Annotated in this window: 20 protein-coding genes; 11 read left to right on the top strand and 9 right to left on the bottom strand. The window is 53.4% G+C overall.

Translation table 11 applies throughout. The features are described from left to right. Positions 1 to 8: 8 nt before the first annotated feature. Together mepM and lpxM are read left to right on the top strand one after the other, a co-directional pair. A complete protein-coding gene (gene mepM / locus ACLHV9_RS14270; protein WP_028018635.1) occupies positions 9 to 1328 on the top strand; it encodes a murein DD-endopeptidase MepM in 1320 nt (439 codons plus the stop codon). Positions 1329 to 1448: 120 nt separating this feature from the next. Further along, entirely contained in the window at positions 1449 to 2420 is a 972-nt protein-coding gene (gene lpxM / locus ACLHV9_RS14265) for a lauroyl-Kdo(2)-lipid IV(A) myristoyltransferase (protein WP_028018636.1), read from the top strand. A gap of 45 nt (positions 2421 to 2465) precedes the next feature. Here lpxM and pyk read toward each other — a convergent pair whose 3' ends face one another. Both pyk and ACLHV9_RS14255 read right to left on the bottom strand, forming a co-directional pair. Next, positions 2466 to 3908: a pyruvate kinase gene (gene pyk / locus ACLHV9_RS14260; protein ID WP_008500455.1), complete on the bottom strand. Its 1443-nt coding sequence runs from the start codon at positions 3906 to 3908 to the stop codon at positions 2466 to 2468. A 139-nt stretch (positions 3909 to 4047) separates the two neighbouring features. After that, entirely contained in the window at positions 4048 to 4917 is an 870-nt protein-coding gene (locus ACLHV9_RS14255) for a MurR/RpiR family transcriptional regulator (RefSeq protein ID WP_028018637.1), read from the bottom strand. Positions 4918 to 5274: 357 nt separating this feature from the next. Between ACLHV9_RS14255 and zwf the strand changes: the two genes are divergently transcribed. The 3 genes from zwf to kdgA all read left to right on the top strand — a co-directional run bounded on the left by zwf (position 5275) and on the right by kdgA (position 9477). After that, positions 5275 to 6750, top strand: coding sequence for a glucose-6-phosphate dehydrogenase (zwf, locus tag ACLHV9_RS14250; protein WP_028018638.1), 1476 nt, complete (start codon positions 5275 to 5277; stop codon positions 6748 to 6750). 234 nt (positions 6751 to 6984) lie between these two features. After that, entirely contained in the window at positions 6985 to 8796 is a 1812-nt protein-coding gene (edd, locus tag ACLHV9_RS14245; RefSeq protein ID WP_028018639.1) for a phosphogluconate dehydratase, read from the top strand. A gap of 39 nt (positions 8797 to 8835) precedes the next feature. Beyond that, positions 8836 to 9477 carry a bifunctional 4-hydroxy-2-oxoglutarate aldolase/2-dehydro-3-deoxy-phosphogluconate aldolase gene (gene kdgA / locus ACLHV9_RS14240; RefSeq protein WP_108089680.1) on the top strand — a complete coding sequence of 214 codons (642 nt, stop codon included), beginning with the start codon at positions 8836 to 8838 and terminating at the stop codon, positions 9475 to 9477. 41 nt (positions 9478 to 9518) lie between these two features. Here kdgA and purT read toward each other — a convergent pair whose 3' ends face one another. Then, the gene (purT, locus tag ACLHV9_RS14235; protein ID WP_108089681.1) at positions 9519 to 10697 is read right to left on the bottom strand and encodes a formate-dependent phosphoribosylglycinamide formyltransferase; all 1179 of its coding nucleotides are present in this window, start codon (positions 10695 to 10697) and stop codon (positions 9519 to 9521) included. Positions 10698 to 10867: 170 nt separating this feature from the next. Between purT and ACLHV9_RS14230 the strand changes: the two genes are divergently transcribed. Continuing rightward, entirely contained in the window at positions 10868 to 11518 is a 651-nt protein-coding gene (locus ACLHV9_RS14230) for a tellurite resistance TerB family protein (RefSeq protein ID WP_108089682.1), read from the top strand. An 84-nt stretch (positions 11519 to 11602) separates the two neighbouring features. Further along, on the top strand, positions 11603 to 13663 hold the full coding sequence (ptrB, locus tag ACLHV9_RS14225; RefSeq protein ID WP_108089683.1) for an oligopeptidase B: 2061 nt from the start codon (positions 11603 to 11605) through the stop codon (positions 13661 to 13663). Here the strand turns inward: ptrB and exoX are convergent. The 3 genes from exoX to ACLHV9_RS14210 all read right to left on the bottom strand — a co-directional run bounded on the left by exoX (position 13660) and on the right by ACLHV9_RS14210 (position 15339). Continuing rightward, positions 13660 to 14322 carry an exodeoxyribonuclease X gene (gene exoX, locus ACLHV9_RS14220; protein WP_028018644.1) on the bottom strand — a complete coding sequence of 221 codons (663 nt, stop codon included), beginning with the start codon at positions 14320 to 14322 and terminating at the stop codon, positions 13660 to 13662. The genes ptrB and exoX overlap by 4 nt on opposite strands. A 24-nt stretch (positions 14323 to 14346) precedes the next feature. Continuing rightward, entirely contained in the window at positions 14347 to 14997 is a 651-nt protein-coding gene (locus ACLHV9_RS14215; protein ID WP_407220685.1) for a nitrilase-related carbon-nitrogen hydrolase, read from the bottom strand. A gap of 111 nt (positions 14998 to 15108) precedes the next feature. Next, positions 15109 to 15339 (bottom strand): DNA polymerase III subunit theta, encoded by a 231-nt coding sequence (locus ACLHV9_RS14210; RefSeq protein WP_028018646.1) that lies wholly within the window; start codon positions 15337 to 15339, stop codon positions 15109 to 15111. A gap of 137 nt (positions 15340 to 15476) precedes the next feature. Between ACLHV9_RS14210 and yobA the strand changes: the two genes are divergently transcribed. From yobA to ACLHV9_RS14195, 3 genes are read left to right on the top strand one after another with little or no spacing between them, the layout of a single operon-like run. Further along, complete coding sequence (yobA, locus tag ACLHV9_RS14205) at positions 15477 to 15848, top strand: CopC domain-containing protein YobA (protein ID WP_108089686.1); 372 nt, start codon at positions 15477 to 15479, stop codon at positions 15846 to 15848. Position 15849: 1 nt separating this feature from the next. After that, complete coding sequence (gene copD / locus ACLHV9_RS14200) at positions 15850 to 16719, top strand: copper homeostasis membrane protein CopD (RefSeq protein WP_407220682.1); 870 nt, start codon at positions 15850 to 15852, stop codon at positions 16717 to 16719. A gap of 16 nt (positions 16720 to 16735) precedes the next feature. Continuing rightward, the gene (locus ACLHV9_RS14195; protein ID WP_049008505.1) at positions 16736 to 17074 is read left to right on the top strand and encodes a YebY family protein; all 339 of its coding nucleotides are present in this window, start codon (positions 16736 to 16738) and stop codon (positions 17072 to 17074) included. A 407-nt stretch (positions 17075 to 17481) separates the two neighbouring features. On the opposite strand, the gene ACLHV9_RS14190 is transcribed toward ACLHV9_RS14195, so the two are convergent. After that, positions 17482 to 18423, bottom strand: a complete 942-nt coding sequence (locus tag ACLHV9_RS14190; protein ID WP_049008507.1) for a VirK/YbjX family protein — start codon at positions 18421 to 18423, stop codon at positions 17482 to 17484. A 176-nt stretch (positions 18424 to 18599) separates the two neighbouring features. Here ACLHV9_RS14190 and pphA point away from each other — a divergent pair, with 176 nt between their 5' ends. After that, positions 18600 to 19244: a protein-serine/threonine phosphatase gene (pphA, locus tag ACLHV9_RS14185; protein WP_108089688.1), complete on the top strand. Its 645-nt coding sequence runs from the start codon at positions 18600 to 18602 to the stop codon at positions 19242 to 19244. Between the two features lie 34 nt (positions 19245 to 19278). On the opposite strand, the gene ACLHV9_RS14180 is transcribed toward pphA, so the two are convergent. Both ACLHV9_RS14180 and rsmF read right to left on the bottom strand, forming a co-directional pair. After that, complete coding sequence (locus tag ACLHV9_RS14180; RefSeq protein WP_028018652.1) at positions 19279 to 19518, bottom strand: YebV family protein; 240 nt, start codon at positions 19516 to 19518, stop codon at positions 19279 to 19281. Positions 19519 to 19624: 106 nt separating this feature from the next. After that, on the bottom strand, positions 19625 to 21067 hold the full coding sequence (rsmF, locus tag ACLHV9_RS14175; protein ID WP_108089689.1) for a 16S rRNA (cytosine(1407)-C(5))-methyltransferase RsmF: 1443 nt from the start codon (positions 21065 to 21067) through the stop codon (positions 19625 to 19627). Between the last annotated feature and the right edge of the window lie 2 nt (positions 21068 to 21069).

The following is a 21069-nucleotide window of genomic DNA, read 5'->3' as shown; positions in this document are numbered from 1 at the left end:
GTGAATACGTGCAACAGATAGCCCGCTCTGTCGCCCTGGCATTTAACAATCTGCCTCGACCCCATCGCGTTATGCTGGGGTCGCTTACAGTTCTCACTTTAGCGGTCGCCGTCTGGCGGCCCTATGTTTACCACCCGAGTTCTGCCCCTATCATCAAAACCATCGAGCTCGAAAAGAGCGAAATCCGTTCTTTGCTGCCTGAAGCCAGTGAGCCTATCGATCAGGCGGCTCAGGAAGATGAAGCTATCCCACAGGATGAACTGGACGATAAAACCGAGAGCGACGCAGGGACCCACGAATACGTTGTTTCTACCGGTGATACGCTGAGTAGCGTACTGAACCAGTACGGCATCGACATGGGCAATATCAGCCAGCTGGCGGCTGCAGATAAAGATCTCCGTAATTTGAAAATAGGGCAACAGCTCTCATGGACATTAACGGCAGATGGCGATCTGCAGAGTCTGACCTGGGAAATGTCTCGCCGCGAAACCCGCACCTACGAACGCACTGCAAACGGTTTCAAAATGACCAGCGAAATGCAGAAGGGCGACTGGGTCAATAGCGTTATGAAAGGGACTGTGGGCGCAAGCTTTGTTTCCAGTGCCCGAGATGCAGGGTTGACCAGCGCTGAAATCAGTTCTGTCATCAAAGCCATGCAGTGGCAGATGGATTTCCGCAAGCTGAAGAAAGGTGATGAGTTTTCAGTTCTGATGTCCCGCGAAATGCTGGAGGGTAAGCGCGAGCAGAGCCAACTGCTGGGCGTGCGTTTGCGCTCAGAGGGCAAAGATTACTACGCGATTCGTGCTGAAGACGGCAAGTTCTATGATCGCAGCGGTACAGGTCTTGCGAAAGGCTTCATGCGCTTCCCGACGGCGAAACAGTTCCGCGTTTCCTCTAACTTCAATCCGCGCCGTCTGAACCCTGTCACCGGGCGTGTTGCACCGCATCGTGGCGTTGATTTCGCTATGCCGCAGGGTACACCGGTACTGGCTGTGGGTGATGGTGAAGTGGTCATGGCCAAACGCAGCGGAGCAGCCGGATACTATGTTGCGGTGCGTCATGGTCGTACTTACACGACTCGCTATATGCACCTGCGCAAGTTGTTGGTCAAACCGGGTCAGAAAGTGAAACGTGGTGACCGTATCGCGCTGTCAGGCAATACCGGACGTTCTACCGGCCCGCACCTGCACTATGAAGTATGGATCAACCAGCAAGCCGTGAACCCGCTGACGGCGAAACTGCCGCGCACCGAAGGCCTGACGGGTAAAGATCGTTCTGATTACCTGGCGCAGGTGAAAGAGGTGGTACCGCAGCTGAGCTTAGACTAAGCCTTCTGTGTTGTTTAAAAAGCCGGTGTCAGTGTGCGCCGGCTTTTTCTTTTGTGCGTGGGCGACTGCCTCGCTACACTATCTGAATAAAATTTTGCGTCATCAGACCCTGGATCCAGCATGGAAACCCAAAAAAACAATATTGAATACATTCCCGAGTTTGAAAAATCTTTCCGTCACCCGCGTAACTGGGGTGCCTGGCTTGGCGTTTATGCATTTGCGGGTATTGCGATGTTACCAGCTTCTGTACGCGATCCTGTGCTGGGCAAAATAGGTCGCCTGGCCGGACGCTTAGGTAAAAGTGCCCGTCGCCGCGCGCAGATTAATCTTTACTACTGTTTCCCGGAAAAGAGCGACGCAGAGCGGGAGGCCATTATTGATGCCATGTATACCACTGCGCCACAAGCGATGGCGATGATGGCTGAACTGGCGCTGAAAGGGCCGGAGAAAGTCATGGATCGCGTTGACTGGAAAGGTCTGGAAATCATTGATGAGATGCGTCGCAACAACGAGAAGGTCATTTTTCTCGTTCCGCACGGCTGGGGCGTTGATATTCCAGCTATGCTGATGGCGTCGCAGGGACAAAAAATGGCGGCCATGTTCCATAATCAGGGCAACAAGATCTTTGATTACGTGTGGAATACGGTACGTCGCCGTTTTGGTGGTCGCCTTCATGCGCGTAATGATGGTATCAAGCCGTTTATTCAGTCCGTACGTCAGGGCTACTGGGGCTACTATTTGCCAGATCAGGATCACGGCCCGGAACACAGTGAGTTTGTGGATTTCTTCGCGACTTACAAAGCGACACTACCTGCGATTGGCCGTCTGATGAAGGTGTGCCGTGCCCGTGTTATTCCGCTTTTCCCGGTCTACGACGGTAATACCCATCGTCTGAGCATTGAAGTTCGTCCGCCGATGGATGATCTGCTCACTGCAGACGATAACACCATTGCGCGTCGAATGAACGAAGAGGTGGAAATACTGGTGGGACCGCATGCGGAGCAGTACACGTGGATACTGAAACTGCTTAAAACGCGTAAGCCAGGCGAAAAAGAGCCGTATAAACGCAAAGAGCTTTTTCCAACGAAATAAAAAAAGCCCTCTCTGAAAGGAGAGGGCTTTTTAACAGAGACTGACTTACTCGACTGTCATAACGCGAGTGGTGTTGGTTGAGCCGATGGTGCTCATCACATCACCCTGGGTCACGATGACGATATCACCGGATACCAGATAGCCTTTGTCACGCAGAAGGTTTACGGCGTCGTGTGCCGCAGCCACGCCGTCATTGGTGCTATCGAAGTGAACAGGGGTAACACCGCGATACAGCGCCGTCAGGTTCAGCGTACGCTCGTGACGGGACATGGCGAAGATAGGTAAGCCGGAACTGATACGGGAGGTCATCAGCGCGGTACGGCCAGATTCGGTCATGGTGATGATTGCGGTAACGCCCTTCAGGTGGTTGGCAGCGTACATGGCGGACATCGCAATCGCTTCTTCCACATTGTCGAACTGAACGTCCAGACGGTGTTTAGAGACGTTAATGCTTGGGATCTTCTCAGCACCCAGACAAACGCGCGCCATGGCGGCCACGGTTTCTGCAGGATACTGGCCTGCTGCGGTTTCCGCTGAAAGCATAACCGCATCGGTACCGTCCAGCACGGCGTTGGCCACGTCCATGACTTCCGCACGGGTTGGCATTGGGTTGGTGATCATGGATTCCATCATCTGAGTGGCGGTGATCACCGCGCGGTTCAGCTGACGTGCCCGGCGAATCAGCGCTTTCTGGATACCCACCAGCTCAGGGTCGCCGATTTCCACACCCAGGTCGCCACGGGCAACCATCACCACGTCAGAGGCGAGAATCACGTCGTCCATGGCGTCCTGATCGCAAACGGCTTCCGCGCGTTCAACTTTAGCGACGATTTTGGCATCGCAACCAGCATCACGTGCCAGTCGGCGCGCATAGTTCAGGTCTTCACCGCAGCGTGGGAAGGAGACGGCCAGGTAGTCAACGCCGATCAGCGCAGCGGTAACGATATCCGCTTTGTCTTTATCGGTAAGCGCTTCTGCAGAGAGGCCGCCGCCCAGTTTGTTAATACCTTTGTTGTTGGAGAGCGGGCCGCCGACGGTGACTTCGGTGAACACTTTCATGCCCTGAACTTCCAGCACTTTCAGCTGTACGCGACCGTCGTCGAGCAGCAGGATATCGCCAGGTACCACGTCAGCCGGCAGGCCTTTATAGTCAATCCCGACTTTCTCTTTATCGCCTTCACCTTTGCCGAGATTGGCATCAAGCAGGAATTTGTCGCCGATATTGAGGAAAACTTTTCCCTCTTTAAAGGTCGATACACGAATTTTAGGACCTTGCAGATCGCCGAGGATGGCAACATGGCGCCCCAGTTTTGCTGCGATTTCACGCACTTTATCGGCACGTAATTTATGGTCTTCTGGCGTACCGTGAGAGAAGTTCATACGCACCACGTTGGCACCTGCGGCGATAATCTTTTCGAGATTATTATCGCGATCGGTGGCCGGGCCTAAGGTGGTTACGATCTTGGTTCTGCGAAGCCTTCTGGACATGTATTACTCCGTTGACTGAAACAACTTTGGTGTTGCGTGAACATTGAATCGGCCTTCATTTGCCGCAAGGCGGCAGAGAGTGGACCGAATGCCGTAAATCGTTACATCGTAATTATTCGTTACGTCTTGTTATCAACTATCAGGGAACATCGCTCTTTATAAGCAATTCTTTATCAAAACGCGATTCCTTAAGCGCTTCCTTGACACGCTTCAAGTTATCTCTGAATTTTGCGCCCCTTCGTAAGGTAAAACCGGTCGCCAGCACGTCAATCACCGTGAGCTGCGCCAGACGGGAGACCATCGGCATATAGATATCGGTGTCTTCCGGTACGTCGAGGGTAATAGCCAGCGTCGCTTCACGGGCCAGAGGTGTACCCGCCGTCGTAAGAGCGATCACCATGGCATCGTTTTCACGCGCCAGCTGGGCCAGTTCCACCTGGCTTTTGGTGCGTCCGGTGTGCGAAATCAGTACCACGACATCATCTTCACTGCAATTCATACAGCTCATGCGTTGCAACACAATGTCATCTGAATAAATAACAGGTACGTTGAAGCGGAAGAATTTGTTCATGGCATCGTGCGCCACAGCTGCCGATGAGCCAAGACCAAAGAATGCAATCCGCTTGGCCTGGGTGAGTAAATCCACCGCTCGATTCACCGAACTCATATCCAGACTCTGGCGGACGTGGTCAAGTGTGGCCATGGCTGACTCAAATATTTTCGCTGTGTAGGCATCAACGCTGTCGTCTTCATCCACATTACGATTAACATAAGGTGTGCCGTTAGCCAGACTTTGTGCCAGATGCAGTTTAAAATCAGGAAAGCCGCGCGTTTCCAGGCTACGGCAGAAGCGATTTACCGTTGGCTCGCTGACACTCGCTTCCTGCGCCAGAGCGGCGATGCTTGAATGAATCGCCTGAGCGGGAGACGCGAGAATAACTTCGGCCACTTTTCGCTCGGATTTGCTAAGGTGTTCCAGTTGAAACTGGATTTTTTCCAGCATGTTCATTGTTAACATGACGCTCATGGGTGTAAACGATTTCATAAATGGGTGAAATCGTGATTCGATTTAGCCGATATTACCCCTGTGGCTTCCATAAAGGGTAACAGTCGACAAGATAATGTTGTTGTTTTTTTTCATTACTTGATCGGCGTCGGGTTTTGCCGGGCCCTTGTTGCGCAAAGAATCGACGGTTGTTGCGTCATTGCACCTCCGAAAGCACCGGAATGGCGAAAAATCGCGGTAAAGCACGTGGCGATAAGCGCTAATGGTTTCGGGAATGACGTAAAAGCAGTACAGTGCATTGTAATAAAATTACAACGATACCTGGCAGAAGTACCAGGTGATCCAACTGAGGAGAATGACATGGCGGTAACGCAAACAGCCCAGGCATGTGACCTGGTCATTTTCGGCGCGAAAGGCGATCTTGCACGCCGGAAATTGCTGCCTTCCCTGTATCAACTGGAAAAAGCAGGCCAACTTCATCCAGATACCCGTATCCTGGGTGTAGGGCGCGCCGAATGGGACAAGGACGCTTATACCAAAGTCGTTCGTGAAGCGCTCGAAACGTTCATGAAAGAGAAAATCGATGAAAGTTTGTGGGATACGCTGAGCGGACGCCTTGATTTCTGTAACCTGGACGTGAACGACATCAGTGCGTTTTCCCGCCTGGGCGACATGCTGGATCAGAAAAATCGTGTCACCATTAACTATTTCGCCATGCCGCCAAGCACCTTTGGTGCCATCTGCAAAGGTCTGGGTGAAGCCAAACTGAACGCCAAGCCGGCGCGCGTGGTGATGGAGAAGCCGCTGGGTACATCGCTGGCAACCTCCCGCGAAATTAACGATCAGGTAGGCGAGTTCTTCGAAGAGTGCCAGGTTTACCGTATTGACCACTATCTTGGTAAAGAGACGGTCCTGAACCTGCTGGCGCTGCGTTTTGCTAACTCCCTGTTTGTGAACAACTGGGACAACCGCACTATCGACCACGTGGAAATCACCGTGGCGGAAGAGGTGGGGATTGAAGGGCGCTGGGGTTACTTTGACCAGGCCGGTCAGATGCGCGACATGATCCAGAACCACCTGCTGCAAATTCTGTGCATGATTGCTATGTCTCCACCGTCTGACCTGACGGCTGACAGCATCCGTGACGCAAAAGTGAAAGTACTGAAGTCACTGCGCCGTATCGACCGCTCTAACGTACGTGAGAAGACCGTTCGTGGTCAGTACACCGCCGGGTTTGCGCAAGGCAAAAAAGTGCCTGGGTACCTGGAGGAAGAGGGCGCGAACAAGTCCAGCAATACCGAGACGTTTGTGGCGATCCGCGTGGATATCGACGACTGGCGCTGGGCGGGGGTTCCGTTCTATCTGCGTACCGGTAAACGTCTGCCAGCCAAATGCTCCGAAGTGGTTGTCTACTTCAAAAACCCGGAACTGAACCTGTTCAAAGAGTCCTGGCAGGAACTGCCTCAGAACAAACTGACCATTCGCCTGCAGCCGGACGAAGGGGTTGATATTCAGATCCTGAACAAAGTGCCGGGCCTTGACCACAAACACAACCTGCAGACCACCAAGCTGGATCTGAGTTACTCCGAAACCTTCAACCAGACGCATCTTGCAGACGCGTATGAGCGCCTGCTGCTGGAAACCATGCGCGGTATCCAGGCGCTGTTTGTACGTCGCGACGAAGTCGAGGAGGCCTGGAAATGGGTTGACTCCATTACCGAAGCCTGGGCAGCCGATCAGGATGCGCCTAAACCGTATCAGGCAGGCACCTGGGGGCCAGTCGCGTCCGTGGCGATGATCACCCGCGATGGCCGCTCCTGGAACGAATTTGAGTAAGATCATCCTCTAGCTCGAAAGTGTTATTTTACCGGTAACATGATCTAACACAGCTAGTGGCACAATTTTTAAACTTTTAAGCTCCGTGTGGATTCACCCGCGGAGCTTTTTTTATTACACTGCCGGAAGTGATTTTGCCCCTGAGCTCCGGACAGCAAGCGTTTCAGCGTTGTTAACAACTGCCAGCGACTTTGTAAACTCCTGAGCACGGACAGATAAATTAGAGGAGCATTTATGAATCCGACATTGTTACGCGTAACACAACGCATTATTGAACGCTCGAAAGAGACCCGTTCGGCCTACCTCGCCCGGATTGAACAAGCTAAAAGTAACACCGTCCACCGCTCTCAGCTGGCATGCGGTAACCTGGCACACGGTTTCGCCGCCTGCCAACCCGATGATAAAGCCTCGCTGAAAAGCATGTTGCGTAACAACATCGCCATCATTACTTCCTATAACGATATGCTTTCCGCGCACCAGCCGTATGAGGTATATCCCAATATCATCCGTAAAGCGCTGCACAGCGTGAATGCCGTGGGCCAGGTGGCGGGTGGTGTTCCGGCGATGTGCGACGGCGTGACGCAGGGGCAGGACGGAATGGAGCTTTCCCTGCTGAGCCGCGAAGTGATTGCGATGTCTGCAGCGGTTGGCTTGTCACACAACATGTTCGATGGCGCGTTGTATCTCGGCGTGTGCGACAAGATTGTCCCGGGCCTGGTAATGGCTGCGCTGTCGTTTGGTCATCTGCCTGCGATCTTCGTGCCATCCGGCCCGATGGCAAGCGGCCTGCCAAACAAAGAGAAAGTGCGTATCCGTCAGCTGTACGCAGAAGGGAAAGCAGACCGTCAGGCGCTGCTGGAGGCAGAAGCCGCGTCCTACCATGCGCCGGGAACCTGTACTTTCTACGGTACGGCTAACACTAACCAGATGGTCGTAGAGTTCATGGGGATGCAGCTTCCGGGCTCGTCCTTTATCCAGCCGGATGCACCACTGCGCCAGGCGCTGACCGAAGCTGCTGCCCGTCAGGTGACGCGTTTGACCGGTAATGGCAACGAATGGATGCCAATGGGCAAAATGGTTGACGAGAAAGTCATCGTTAACGGTATCGTCGCGTTACTGGCAACGGGGGGGTCAACCAATCACACCATGCACCTGGTGGCCATGGCGCGTGCGGCGGGCATTCTGATTAACTGGGATGATTTCTCCGAGATCTCTTCTGTGGTGCCGCTGATGGCGCGCCTGTACCCGAACGGCCCGGCTGACATTAACCACTTCCAGGCCGCAGGTGGTGTGCCGCTGCTGATGCGCGAGCTGCTGAAAGGCGGTCTGCTGCATGAAGATGTAAATACCGTGGCGGGCTTTGGTCTGCAACGCTACACCCAGGAGCCGTGGCTGAATAACGGCGAGCTGGACTGGCGCGAAGGGGCGAATGCCTCTCTTGATGCACAGGTTATCGCCACCATCGACAAACCGTTCTCTCCTCATGGCGGTACCAAAGTGCTCAGCGGCAACCTCGGACGCGCGGTGATGAAGACGTCTGCCGTACCGGAAGAGAATCAGATTATCGAAGCACCGGCGGTAGTGTTCGAAAGCCAGCACGACGTATTACCTGCCTTTGACGCCGGTCTTCTGGATAAAGACTGCGTGGTGGTCGTTCGCCATCAGGGGCCAAAGGCCAACGGGATGCCAGAATTACATAAACTTATGCCGCCACTTGGTGTATTATTGGACCGCCGTTTCAAAATTGCTCTGGTGACGGATGGACGCCTCTCTGGCGCATCCGGTAAAGTGCCTTCAGCCATCCACGTGACACCTGAAGCTTACGACGGTGGTTTGCTGGCGAAAGTGCGTGACGGCGACATGATCCGCGTAAACGGTCAGACAGGTGAGTTAACCCTGCTGGTGGATGACGCAGAGCTGGCGGCACGTAAGCCACATATTCCTGACCTGAGCGCATCGCGCGTGGGGACAGGGCGCGAAATGTTTGGTGCGCTGCGTGAGAAACTCTCTGGTGCTGAGCAGGGCGCAACCTGTATTACGTTTTAAGACGACTTGATTTTAACGATCTGGCGAGAGAAGACACTGATGAAAAACTGGAAAACAAGTGCAGAAGCAATCATGACCACTGGCCCTGTCGTGCCGGTTATCGTGGTAAATAAACTGGAGCATGCGGTACCGATGGCGAAAGCGCTGGTTGCCGGTGGCGTTCGTGTTCTGGAAGTCACCCTGCGCACCGCCTGCGCGATGGATGCCATTCGCGCAATCGCTAAAGAAGTGCCGGACGCCATCGTCGGTGCGGGTACCGTTCTGAATGCACAGCAACTGGCGGAAGTGACTGAAGCGGGCGCACAGTTTGCTATCAGCCCGGGCCTGACGGAGTCTCTGCTGAAAGCGGCAACCGAAGGCACCATTCCGCTGATCCCTGGCATTAGCACCGTATCTGAACTGATGCTGGGTATGGACTACGGTCTGAAAGAGTTCAAATTCTTCCCGGCAGAAGCGAACGGCGGCACCAAAGCGCTGCAGGCGATTGCGGGTCCATTCGCTCAGGTTCGTTTCTGCCCGACGGGTGGCATCTCTCCTGCTAACTACCGTGACTACCTGGCACTGAAAAGCGTGCTGTGCATCGGTGGTTCATGGCTGGTTCCGGCGGATGCGCTGGAAGCGGGCGACTGGGATCGCATTACTAAACTGGCTCGTGAAGCGGTTGAAGGTGCGCAGCAGTAAGTTATACGCAGCATGAAAAACGGGCCATTCGGCCCGTTTTTTTATCCTCTTACGCTAACAGCTGCGGAGGCTGTTTTCGCTCTCGCCACGGCGTCTTCTACGTTATCCCCGGTGGATAATGCTACGCCAAGACGACGCGTGCCGTCGATCTCCGGTTTACCGAATAAACGCACCTGTAACCCTGCACCTACTGCGCCGTCGACGTTATCAAACGTGACATTCTGGCTGGTTAATTGCGGCAGGATCACTGCGGAAGCGGCCGGGCCGTACTGACGGATGCCACCAACAGGCAATCCGAGGAACGCGCGTACGTGCAGGGCGAACTCAGAGAGATCCTGCGAAATCAGCGTCACCATGCCGGTGTCATGCGGGCGAGGTGAGACTTCGCTGAAAATAACCTCATCTCCGCAGACGAAAAGCTCTACGCCAAACAGGCCATAGCCGCCCAGCGCGAGTACGGTTTTACGGGCGATCGCCTGCGCACGTTCCAGTGCCAGGGCACTCATCTGCTGCGGCTGCCAGGATTCACGGTAATCGCCATCTTCCTGACGGTGGCCAATTGGGTCACAGAAATGGACGCCATCAATGGCGCTGACGGTCAACAGAGTGATCTCGAAATCAAACTTCACGACGCCTTCGACAATCACGCGACCCGCTCCGGCACGGCCACCCTGCTGGGCATAATCCCATGCCTTATCCAGCGTGCTGCTGTCGCGAATAAAGCTCTGTCCTTTTCCGGAGGAGCTCATCACCGGCTTAGCGATGCACGGGTAGCCAATCTCCTCGACGGCTTTCAGGAATGCGGCCTTATCGCCCGCAAACCGATAGCTCGACGTGGGGAGCCCCAGCTCTTCCGCTGCCAGACGACGAATACCTTCCCGGTTCATGGTCAGTTTTGCCGCTTTGGCACAGGGCACCACGCGCTGGCCTTCCTGTTCAAGAGCGATCAGCGTATCGGTGGCGATGGCTTCAATTTCCGGGACCACGAAATCGGGTTTCTCCTGCGTAATCAGTGCCCGTAGGGCATCGCCATCCAGCATGTTAATCACATAAGAACGATGGGCGACGTGCATGGCAGGAGCATCGGCGTAACGGTCTACGGCAATCACTTCCACACCTAAACGCTGACATTCAATGGCGACCTCTTTACCCAGTTCGCCCGATCCCAACAGCATCACACGCGTCGCTGCAGGTCGCAGCGCAGTGCCTAAACGAGTCATAACATTCCCCCTGAAAAAGATGCGCGCAGTATAAACGAAAACGTTTGCGTGTGTCTTGTGCAGGGCTAAGGGAGGGGGAAGAAATTTGCGCATCTTTAGCCCATCCAGACATTTCCTGACGCCTGCTCGCTTACGCTGTGAAATATGTTCACCGTTAAGTGAGGGAAACCATGTCTGGTTGGTTAAATCAGTTGCAATCGCTGTTAGGACAGAAAGCATCGTCGTCTGGCGAGCAGGGGCTCAGTAAACTATTGGTTCCCGGCGCACTTGGCGGGCTGGCAGGCCTTTTAGTCGCGAATAAATCCTCACGTAAGCTGCTGGCAAAATATGGAACTGGCGCGTTGCTGGCCGGTGGCGGGGCCATCGCAGGCACCGTACTATGGAATAAATACAAAGACAGGATACGGGCTGCACACTGCGATGAACCGCATTATAGCGAGCACACCTCGCCGCTGGATCTGCGTACCGAACGATTGATCCTTGCGCTGGTCTTTGCCGCGAAGAGTGACGGGCATATTGACGATAAAGAACGATCGGCGATTGAGCAGCAGCTTCGCGAAGCCGGTGTTGAAGAGAAGGGCAGAGCCCTGGTGGCGCAGGCGATTGAACAGCCGCTCGATCCACAGCGTCTTGCGCAGAGTGTGAAGAATGAGGAAGAGGCGCTTGAACTCTATTTTCTCAGCTGTGCCGCCATTGATATCGACCACTTTATGGAACGTAGCTACCTCAATGCCCTCGGCGATGCGTTGAAGATCCCGCAGGATGTACGCGAGGGTATTGAGCAGGATATCCGGGAACAAAAAAAAGCGTTACAGGGATAGCGTCGCGGCTGCGACACTGTTTCGCTTGCATCATGCGTGGGTTTTGCCAACCTTATAGGGTGTAAAACTTAAAAGAATGATGATATGCCACCGAAAGCCCGACGTACTCCTTATGCGATAACCACGCATGGCGATACGCGTATAGACAACTATTACTGGCTACGGGACGATTCTCGCTCCCGGCCAGAGGTGCTCGACTACCTGCACGAGGAAAACGACTATGGCCGCAAGGTCATGTCCAGCCAGCAGGCACTTCAGGATCAACTGCTGAATGAAATGGTGCAGCGCATTCCTCAGCATGATATCTCCGCGCCCTGGACCAAAAATGGCTATCGCTATCGTCATATCTACGAGCCCGGCAACGAGTATCCCATCTACCAACGACAACCCGTGTTAAGTGCCGAATGGGATGAGTGGGAGATTTTACTGGATGCCAACCAGCGCGCCGCCCACAGCGAATTTTATACGCTGGGCGGCATGTCCATTTCACCTGACAACACTATTATGGCGCTGGCTGAGGACTACCTCTCCCGCCGTCAGTATGGCCTGCGTTTTCGCAATCTGGACACCGGGAACTGGTATCCTGAAATGCTGGAAAACGTCTCCCCGGATTTTGTCTGGGCGAATGATTCCGAGACCGTCTACTACGTCAAAAAGCATGCGTCCACGCTACTGCCTTATCAGGTGTGGCGACATACCGTAGGGACGGGTTCTGCCGATGACGAACTGGTCTATGAAGAGAAAGACGAAACGTTTTATGTCAGCCTGCATAAAACCTCCTCACGCCACTATGTGATTATTTTCCTCGCCAGCGCGACGACGTCTGAGGTTTTGCTGCTGGACGCCGAACTACCTGATGCCCAGCCGCTCTGTTTTCTGCCGCGTCGCAAGGATCATGAGTACAGTCTGGATCACTTCCAGCACAGTTTTTATTTGCGCTCAAATCGCGAGGGCAAAAACTTTGGTCTCTATAAAACCAAAGTGCGCGATGAGCGTAAGTGGGAGGTGCTTATTCCCGCGCGGGAGCAAGTGATGCTGGAAGGGTTCACTCTGTTTACCGACTGGCTGGTGGTGGAAGAGCGTCAGCGCGGGCTGACCAGTATCCGGCAAATCAACCGTAAAACCCGGGAAGTGGTGGGGATTGCGTTCGACGACCCAGCGTATGTAACGTGGATTGGTTTCAATCCTGAGCCCGAGTCGTCTCGGTTGCGCTACGGTTACTCCTCAATGACCACGCCGGACACGTTGTTTGAGCTGGATATGGATACCGGGCAGCGTCAGGTGATTAAGCAGTCCGAGGTCAAAGGGTTTGAGTCTGAGAACTACCGCAGCGAGCATCTGTGGGTCACTGTCCGCGATGGCGTGGAGGTCCCGGTCTCACTTGTTTACCACCAGGCGCATTTCCGGAAAGGTAAAAACCCACTGCTGGTTTACGGCTATGGTTCCTATGGCTCAAGCATGGATGCCGATTTCAGCAGCAGTAGGTTAAGTCTGCTCGATCGTGGTTTTGTTTTCGCTATCGCCCATGTTCGCGGCGGCGGTGAGCTGGGGCAGCACTGGTATGAAGACGGGAAATTCCTGAAAAAGAAAAACACCTTCAATGACTATCTCGATGTCTGTGATGCGCTGATTGAGCAAGGCTACGGGGATCCGCATCTCTGCTTTGGTATGGGGGGCAGCGCGGGCGGCATGTTGATGGGGGCGGTGATCAACCAGCGTCCCGATCGCTTCAAAGGGATTGTCGCGCAGGTTCCGTTTGTCGATGTGGTCACGACCATGCTTGATGAATCCATTCCCCTGACGACGGGGGAGTTCGAAGAGTGGGGGAATCCTCAGGATGCGATCTACTATCGCTATATGAAAGAGTACAGCCCGTACGATAACGTGGAGGCAAAAGCCTATCCGCACATGCTGGTCACCACCGGGTTGCATGATTCTCAGGTGCAGTACTGGGAGCCGGCAAAATGGGTGGCAAAACTGCGGGAGCTAAAAACCGATGATAATCTGTTGCTGCTCTGTACCGATATGGATTCCGGGCATGGAGGAAAATCAGGGCGGTTCAAGACCTATGAAGGCGTCGCCCTGGAATATGCCTTCCTGATTGGCCTGGCGCAGGGAACGCTGCCAGGCGGTGAAGAGCCTTAAGCTTCGCCCAGGTAGTGTTTCAGCGTTAAGCGCAGTTCCGGGCTCATTTTGTCGAGGTTATTGTAAAGCCAGCGCAGATAGCCCGGATCTTTATCCGCAATATCAGACACCGCTCTACCGCGATATTTGCCAAAGGTAAAGGTGGTGAGAAGCGCAGGACGACCGGTGATCGTTGCCATATCATCCGGCGTCCAGCCAGAGATATTCATAATATCAATGAGTAACGCGGCGGTAATATAGCAGTCGTACAACGCGCGGTGATGGTGAAGCCCCTCAGGTGTACGGACGCTAAGCTTGCGGGACTTATACAGCGCCATATTACTGTATTTGATCCCCGGCCAGAGGCGACGCGCCAGCTTCATAGTACAAATCCATTCCCCTGGCATTTCGGGCAACACCCGGCGGTCAAAGCTGGCGTTATGCGCGACGTACCACGGGCTACCGTAATAGTGTGGAATAATTTCTTCTATCCACGGCTTATCCGCCACCATTGATTCGGTAATGCGATGGATTGCCATAGCCTGCGGGCTAATGGGGCGATCAGGGCGCACCAGATGGCTCATTGGGTTGACGATTTTACCGTCTACCACATCGACAGAGGCCACTTCCACAATTCCGCCCTGAAGATCGCAAGTTTCGGTATCGATGACGCGCAGCATTGAAAACTCCTGAGCTTAAAACGCTTAGCCTAAAGGAATGATATCGCCTTGCCAACCCTGTCTGCCGAGCGTGCCGGTCAGCAATAGCTCGCCTTTATCCGCGCGGACAATCAACTGACCTCTTTCATCCCATAACGCGCTGCCGCCACACGCATTAGCCATTAACACGGCAATCGCATATTTATGTGCGAAGCGCTGCAGGGTGCTGATGGACTGCCGCCAGCGATAATCAACAACAGACTGACAGCTGGTAAACAGCGCCGCCTGTGAATCGAGATTGGGTGAATCGGTATGCGCATCAATGATGCTAAGTTGTTTATCTCCCGGAACCAGACTTGCACCGCTCCCCTGCGGGTAGCGCAGAATATCCTGGCTGGAAGGCATAAACAGCGCGAGTCCTTTCTGGCGCTGACCATTCCGTTCAAGAGGGAGCCCGGCAATGAGGGTAATTTGGTAAAAATGTGCGGCGTCAAGCAGGGGTTCAAGCTGCGCATCACTGGGGGGAGGAGGTAATACCGTTGTGCCCGATCCCGTTAATGAAAGTTCAGGAAATACCAGCAAATCGCATTGCTGGCGTGCTGCTTCGGCGATGAAGCAGAGGTGGCGCGCAACATGGTCATCTACACTGTGATGCTGCCCGGTATACTGGGCTGCGGCAATATTCCATTGTGACATCGTGACTTCCTTATACACTGAGTCGCAGGGATTTTAAGAATACACCTAGATTAATCAGGGTTTTCTTATCCTGGCATATTCCGCGTAAGGAAGTGTAACGACTTTTTAAGCTTATTTAACTTTAGGCTCGTAGGGCAAACGAGAGAGGTTGACCGATGCGAGACGGTGGGCAATTAATCTTTCGCGAAACCAGTCGCGCAGATGAGCCGGTTGTTCACGTTCAACAACCTCAGCCACGATGGGCATGTTGTAACGCTCTTTAAACGCGACGCCTGCGGCAGCGAGATCGACATTCACTTTATCCATCTCGTCCTGAGGAAGGGTGGCCAGATTGATCTTCATTTCCTTCTCCTTATTATGCGGCGGCAACGTTACCGCGATTGCACGATGATGACAAGCGGAGGCGGGATGATCCTCGACTCGTTTATTATACAGCGTTATTCTTTAGCATACAGACATAACAAAAAGGAATGATTGCGATGGGACTAACCACTTCCCGCGTGGTATGCGCGCTTGCCTTTCTGGCATCATCGGTCATGACGCCTTCTGTGCTGGCGCATGCTCATCTTAAACAGCAAACCCCGGCGGCAGACAGCCAGGTGACACCACCAAAGGTCCTTACGCTGATTTTTTCGGAAGGTATCGAACCTGGTTTTAGTGGAGTCGTAGTCACGGATGCACAAAAGCAGGTTATGAAAACAGGTACGGTTAAACGAGACGAAAAGAACAACACTCAGCTGACGGTTCCGCTGGAACAACCGCTGACGCCCGGGACCTATCAGGTCGACTGGCATGTGGTCTCCGTAGACGGCCATAAAACCAAAGGCAGCTACCACTTTAGCGTGAAATAGCATGCTGGCCCTGTTTTATGTCGGGTTGCGATTTATCCATTTCGGGGCGCTGATGCTCATTTTTGGCAATGCGCTTTACAGCGTCTGGTTTGCGCCTTCCTCACTCCACCGCCTGATGTCCCGGCGTTTCCAGTTACAGCAGAAAGTGGCGTCTTTAATCAGCCTGGGTGCTGCACTCCTGATGTTTATGTTTCAGGGGGGATTGATGGGCAGTGGCTGGGGAGATGTCTTTTCCCCGGAGATCTGGCGTAGCGTGCTGGCGACGCAGTTTGGCAGCGTCTGGCTGTGGCAAATGATTCTTGCTGCCATTACTGTCGGAGCTGCATGGCTCGCTCCCCTGAAAGGTTCACGGCTGTTACTGCTCGCAATGGGGCAGCTTATCCTGCTGGCAGGGGTAGGGCACGCGGCGATGAGTGACGGTCCGACAGGGGCTTTGCAGCGTCTTAATCATGCTTTTCACCTGCTGTGTGCCGCAACCTGGCTTGGCGGATTACTTCCGCTGCTGTTCTGCATGCGTCTGGCGAAAGGGCGCTGGCAAAATGCCGCTATCTACACCATGATGCGTTTCTCGCGTGTCGGCCATTATGCCGTTGCGGGTGTGCTGCTCACTGGCATTATCAACACGCTGTTTATCACTGGCATCCAGATCCCATGGCAGGCTGACTACGTGCGGTTTTTGTTGTTCAAATGTGCGCTGGTGGCGTTGATGGTAGCAATTGCGCTGGCAAATCGGTATTTTCTGGTGCCACGGTTTCGTCCGGAGATCGGACAAGCGCAACAGATTTTTATCAGGATGACACAGGCAGAGGTGGTGCTGGGAACGCTGGTGCTGGCAACGGTCAGTCTGTTCGCTACCTGGGAACCCTTCTGATAAGGTTAAATAGCATATGAAAAAGACAGTACTTTCTCTCTTATTACTGGCCTGCACGGGGAGTGCTCTGGCTGCACCGCAGGTGATTACCGTCAGCCGTTTTGAGGTGGGTAAAGACAAATGGGCTTTCAATCGCGAAGAGGTAATGCTGACTTGCCGTCCGGGTCATGCATTATATGCGATTAACCCAAGTACGCTGGTGCAATACCCGTTAAATGAGACCGCAGAGCAGCAGGTGGCTAGCGGTAAGAGCAGCGGCCAGCCTATCAGTGTTATTCAGATTGATGACCCGGCTCATCCGGGACAGAAGATGAGTCTGGCACCGTTTATCGAGCGTGCCGACAAGCTCTGCTAATGCTCAGGTTTCCAATAAAAAACCGCAGATGCTTGCGAAAGCACTGCGGTTTTTTACTTTTTATGATGCACTTACGCTTTTTTTCAGGCCGCTTTAGCTGTGGACTGGAAAACTCGGCGTCGTCATCTATTCTTAAAAGGCAAGGCGACTTAGCCTGCATTAATGCCAACTTTTAGCGCACGGCTCTCTCCCAAGAGCCATTTCCCTGGACCGAATACAGGAATCGTATTCGGTCTCTTTTTATCTGTATGAAAGTAAACGAATAAATCCAACGCCTTCTTTCTTTTACAGCGTGCACACTGTGTGTGTCTTGCTAAAACATAACACAACACAGCATGCGGAAGTCCAGCCCTTTTTGCCTGTTTTGTTAAATTTTTGTGCGCAGTCAGCGAAAGCCTATGCAGTGCTTAGAAGCGCGATTTAACAGATGCCTCAATTTCATCAAGGAGTTCAAAGCGACGGCGATATTCGGCACGTTTTTTACTGGCAATCTCCTCAAGGGATTTGCGTTCCATCTGCAAGGGCAGCTGCCAGCTGAATGTTGAGCGCTTTTGACCGTCGATAGAGGCCCAAAACTCATCGTAACTGGCGTGGAAATGACGGCCTTTACTCAGGCGATAACGCAGAGCACGGAAGATATGCCCTTCATCGCTGACGGCATAAATCGCTTTGATACCGGAGAGTGTTGCCAGCTGGAAAAGCACCTCCATTAATACTCGCTTAGGGAAAAGGCCGTGGCAGGCTCGTGTTGCCTGCTTGATCACATCACGAGACACGCTGCGGCGAGGTCCCTGAAGACCGCCAATCACCAGCACATATTCCCCGTTTTCCCGGGCGACGCAAAAGGTCACGCTCGCAAGCAGGGTATTTTCATTGTCTCGCAGCCACAGCGTACACTCGCCTTCGCGCTCCGCTTTACTGGCGTTCATGGCATTGACGTTATAGCTCACGCCATCTTTTGCATGAAACTCAACAATAGATTGCTCCTGGGGGCCAGTTAAAGCGTTGACCAGCCCGGCATCTTTCAGAGAGTCAATCCACTGATAATGACTAATGATAGCGTCGGCACGCGCGTTGGCATTCATGCCACGCATCAGATACTGACGATGGGTTTTACTTGGCAGCGTGATTTGCGAGGCCAGAAGTTGGTCAAAATCGTCGCGGCGGGCCAGCGCATCGAGCATTCGGTGCGTTGAAGACCAGAAAAGCAGCGAACGTAACAGAAATTTAAGTCGATACTCGCGTTTTTGCCAGATAGGGCCTGGGACGAGTTGACCTTTCACCAGTTCGGAAATGATATGGGTACGATGCGAATGTGCTGCATCGTCTTGCAGGCGCGTATTTGACACGGGAAAACCTCAAATTTTATGCATTGCATATTTTAGGGGGCATGCAAAACTGGATTAATACTGGTGAAATATTTATTTATCCTTAGTTTACTGTTTGTTTAGCTTTGTGGAAAGCACTGCTGGATTGCGTCTCTCCGGATAAGTCTGGTGCAACTATACTCGCTACAGGAGGTGTTATGTATCAGCGATTAGAAGGTGGGAGGTGGCGTCACGTCTGGGTTGTTAGCGACATTCATGGTTGTTATCAGTGGCTGATGGATGAACTGAAACGTCGTCATTTTAATCCATATGAGGATTTACTGATCTCCGTCGGGGATTTGATTGATCGTGGTCCTGACAGCGTTAAATGCCTGGCGCTAATCAATGAAAAATGGTTTCGCGCGGTGCGCGGCAACCATGAGCAAATGGCAATCGACAGCCTGGATAATAATGATTTTGCGCTCTGGACGATGAATGGCGGAATGTGGTTTGCACGCCTTGAACGTGAGCAGCAACAGCTGGCGCTATCGCTGCTCAATGCCTGTCGCAGTTTGCCGCATATTATCGAGATCACCTGTGCCAATGGCCTGAATGTGATCGCCCATGCTGATTATCCTGCGGAGGAATACCGCTGGCAAAAACCGGTAAGCGCCCAGCGCGTATTATGGGATCGCGATCGGTTGATGGGGTTTATGGTGGGTAAAGGGCAGGGAATTCGCGGAGCGGATCATTTCTGGTTCGGACATACGCCTGTCGACCGAAGGTATGATTTTGATAATTTACACTATATCGACACGGGGGCTGTTTTTGACGGTTACTTTACGCTGGCACAACTGCAGTAATAAATAACCCGCCTTCGGGCGGGTTCTCTTTAGGTCAGGCAAGGCGCATGACCCAGGCATCAGTTTTGCTATCGTAATGCTCACGGTAAAGGACAGAGTGTTCGCCATCAAGAATTGCCGGGACGCTGATGTCCGCATCCCAGGCATCGAGTTGCATACACAAATCCGGGTCGGATTTGCAGGGAATACTTAACGTTCGATCGCCTTGTATTTCGCCGCGCAGTTCTGCGTCGTCAATCTCAAAAGCGCCAATACGCACGCTGGTTTTCGTCATATTGCTCTCCGGGTCGATTGTCAAAATCTGGTATGACCAGTACGGTCATCCATTTTTGATCGTAGACAAGGAGAGCGAAATCGCCAGTAAAAAAATGCGCTTTTTTTCAGGCGGTGCGATCGTTACCGGTAAACAGCCGACCATCTCGCACCAGTTCACGCGGATAGCTGTTCTTCAGTCGTGAGCCCACTTTTTTAGCCAGCCCCAACGGGTATCCCTGATACGTAACCACAACTTCATCATTCGATGGCGTACTGGCAGGATAAACATCGCGACCACGGTACCACTCTTCGGCTTCCTGATGTGTCAGGGCAAACGTATTCTCGTGTCCGGCGAGGGCGATAACAGCCTCATGCTGCCAGCGATAGCCTTTATTATGAACTTCCGCCAGACGGATCCCGATACGGGAAAAACGTACTTTGCCAATAAGCGGTTCAATACTGGCCGGGAAAAGCCAAATCTCTTTCTCACGTAACCAGAGATGGTGCGTTTCATCCCAGGAAAGCCCGGCTTTTCTGGCGGCGAGGGTGACCTGCTCGGCCTCTCGGCCTTTCAGCGGTGTGAACGGGAAATTGCCGACCTTAAACGTTGGAGCGGGCAGGGGATCAACGGCGACAGCTTTACGCAGTCGGGCAACAAAAAAACCTTCACAGTCATAGATCTGCGGGAAAACATGCAGGAATCCTTCAGGCGTGATGGCCTCTTTTGCCGTGGGGAACAGATCGTTGAGCGGCAGAAACTCGACGGCATCGGGATATTGCGCCTTCAGCCACAGACAGACGTCTTCGTTTTCATCCCGGTTCAGTGTGCAGGTGGAGTAGATCAACGTGCCGCCTGGCCGCAGTGCATGAAATGCGCTGTCGATCAGCTCACGCTGGGTAGCAGCGATCTCAAGGTTGCTTTCAACAGACCAGTTCTTTAACGCATCAGGATCTTTACGTACCACACCTTCCCCGGAGCAGGGAGCATCCAGCAGAATAGCATCAAAGGCTTCCGGCAGGGCAGCACCGAACACGCGCCCGTCGAAGTGTGTCAGGGCAACATTATGAATACCGCAGCGGCTGATGTTGGCATGCAACACTTTGACGCGGCTGGCGGAATACTCATTGGCAAGAATTGCCCCCTGGTTACCCATCCGGGCGGCAATCTGTGTGGTTTTCGACCCGGGTGCCGCGGCCACATCCATCACCCGCTCAGGCGCGTTGTCATCGGCGAACAACGCGGCAACTGGCAGCATTGAACTGGCTTCCTGAATATAAAACAGCCCGCTCAGATGCTCGGCGGTACTTCCCAGCGGCACGGCATCTTCGTCATCACGCTCGATCCAGAACCCTTCAGCACACCATGGTACTGGCGTCAGTTGCCAGTTGTACGGGGATACCAGCGCGAGAAAATCCCCGACGCTGATTTTTAGCGTATTGACGCGAATACTTCGGCGCAACGGACGCTGACAGGCGGCGATAAAATCGTCTAACGACAGGTGAGAAGGAAGCGCCTCACGCATTTGCGCGAGGAATTGTTCAGGAAGAAATACGGAGTTTTGAGCCACGG

The organism is Enterobacter sp. CPE_E890, assembly GCF_046521475.1.
In the GTDB taxonomy this organism is placed as follows: Bacteria; Pseudomonadota; Gammaproteobacteria; order Enterobacterales; family Enterobacteriaceae; genus Enterobacter; species Enterobacter adelaidei.
This window is presented reverse-complemented; position numbering and strand designations above follow the sequence as displayed.

Excerpts from the sequence above, each read along its gene's own strand:
- pphA (WP_108089688.1), top strand. The coding sequence starts at position 18,600 with ATGTATCAGCGATTAGAAGGTGGGAGGTGGCGTCACGTCTGGGTTGTT.
- exoX (WP_028018644.1), bottom strand. The coding sequence starts at position 14,322 with ATGCTGCGCGTCATCGATACCGAAACTTGCGATCTTCAGGGCGGAATT.
- zwf (WP_028018638.1), top strand. The coding sequence starts at position 5,275 with ATGGCGGTAACGCAAACAGCCCAGGCATGTGACCTGGTCATTTTCGGC.
- ACLHV9_RS14210 (WP_028018646.1), bottom strand. The coding sequence starts at position 15,339 with ATGAAGATCAATCTGGCCACCCTTCCTCAGGACGAGATGGATAAAGTG.
- pyk (WP_008500455.1), bottom strand. The coding sequence starts at position 3,908 with ATGTCCAGAAGGCTTCGCAGAACCAAGATCGTAACCACCTTAGGCCCG.
- ACLHV9_RS14195 (WP_049008505.1), top strand. The coding sequence starts at position 16,736 with ATGAAAAAGACAGTACTTTCTCTCTTATTACTGGCCTGCACGGGGAGT.
- yobA (WP_108089686.1), top strand. The coding sequence starts at position 15,477 with ATGGGACTAACCACTTCCCGCGTGGTATGCGCGCTTGCCTTTCTGGCA.
- purT (WP_108089681.1), bottom strand. The coding sequence starts at position 10,697 with ATGACTCGTTTAGGCACTGCGCTGCGACCTGCAGCGACGCGTGTGATG.
- ptrB (WP_108089683.1), top strand. The coding sequence starts at position 11,603 with ATGCCACCGAAAGCCCGACGTACTCCTTATGCGATAACCACGCATGGC.
- ACLHV9_RS14255 (WP_028018637.1), bottom strand. The coding sequence starts at position 4,917 with ATGAACATGCTGGAAAAAATCCAGTTTCAACTGGAACACCTTAGCAAA.
- copD (WP_407220682.1), top strand. The coding sequence starts at position 15,850 with ATGCTGGCCCTGTTTTATGTCGGGTTGCGATTTATCCATTTCGGGGCG.
- ACLHV9_RS14230 (WP_108089682.1), top strand. The coding sequence starts at position 10,868 with ATGTCTGGTTGGTTAAATCAGTTGCAATCGCTGTTAGGACAGAAAGCA.
- ACLHV9_RS14215 (WP_407220685.1), bottom strand. The coding sequence starts at position 14,997 with ATGTCACAATGGAATATTGCCGCAGCCCAGTATACCGGGCAGCATCAC.
- edd (WP_028018639.1), top strand. The coding sequence starts at position 6,985 with ATGAATCCGACATTGTTACGCGTAACACAACGCATTATTGAACGCTCG.
- ACLHV9_RS14180 (WP_028018652.1), bottom strand. The coding sequence starts at position 19,518 with ATGACGAAAACCAGCGTGCGTATTGGCGCTTTTGAGATTGACGACGCA.
- lpxM (WP_028018636.1), top strand. The coding sequence starts at position 1,449 with ATGGAAACCCAAAAAAACAATATTGAATACATTCCCGAGTTTGAAAAA.
- kdgA (WP_108089680.1), top strand. The coding sequence starts at position 8,836 with ATGAAAAACTGGAAAACAAGTGCAGAAGCAATCATGACCACTGGCCCT.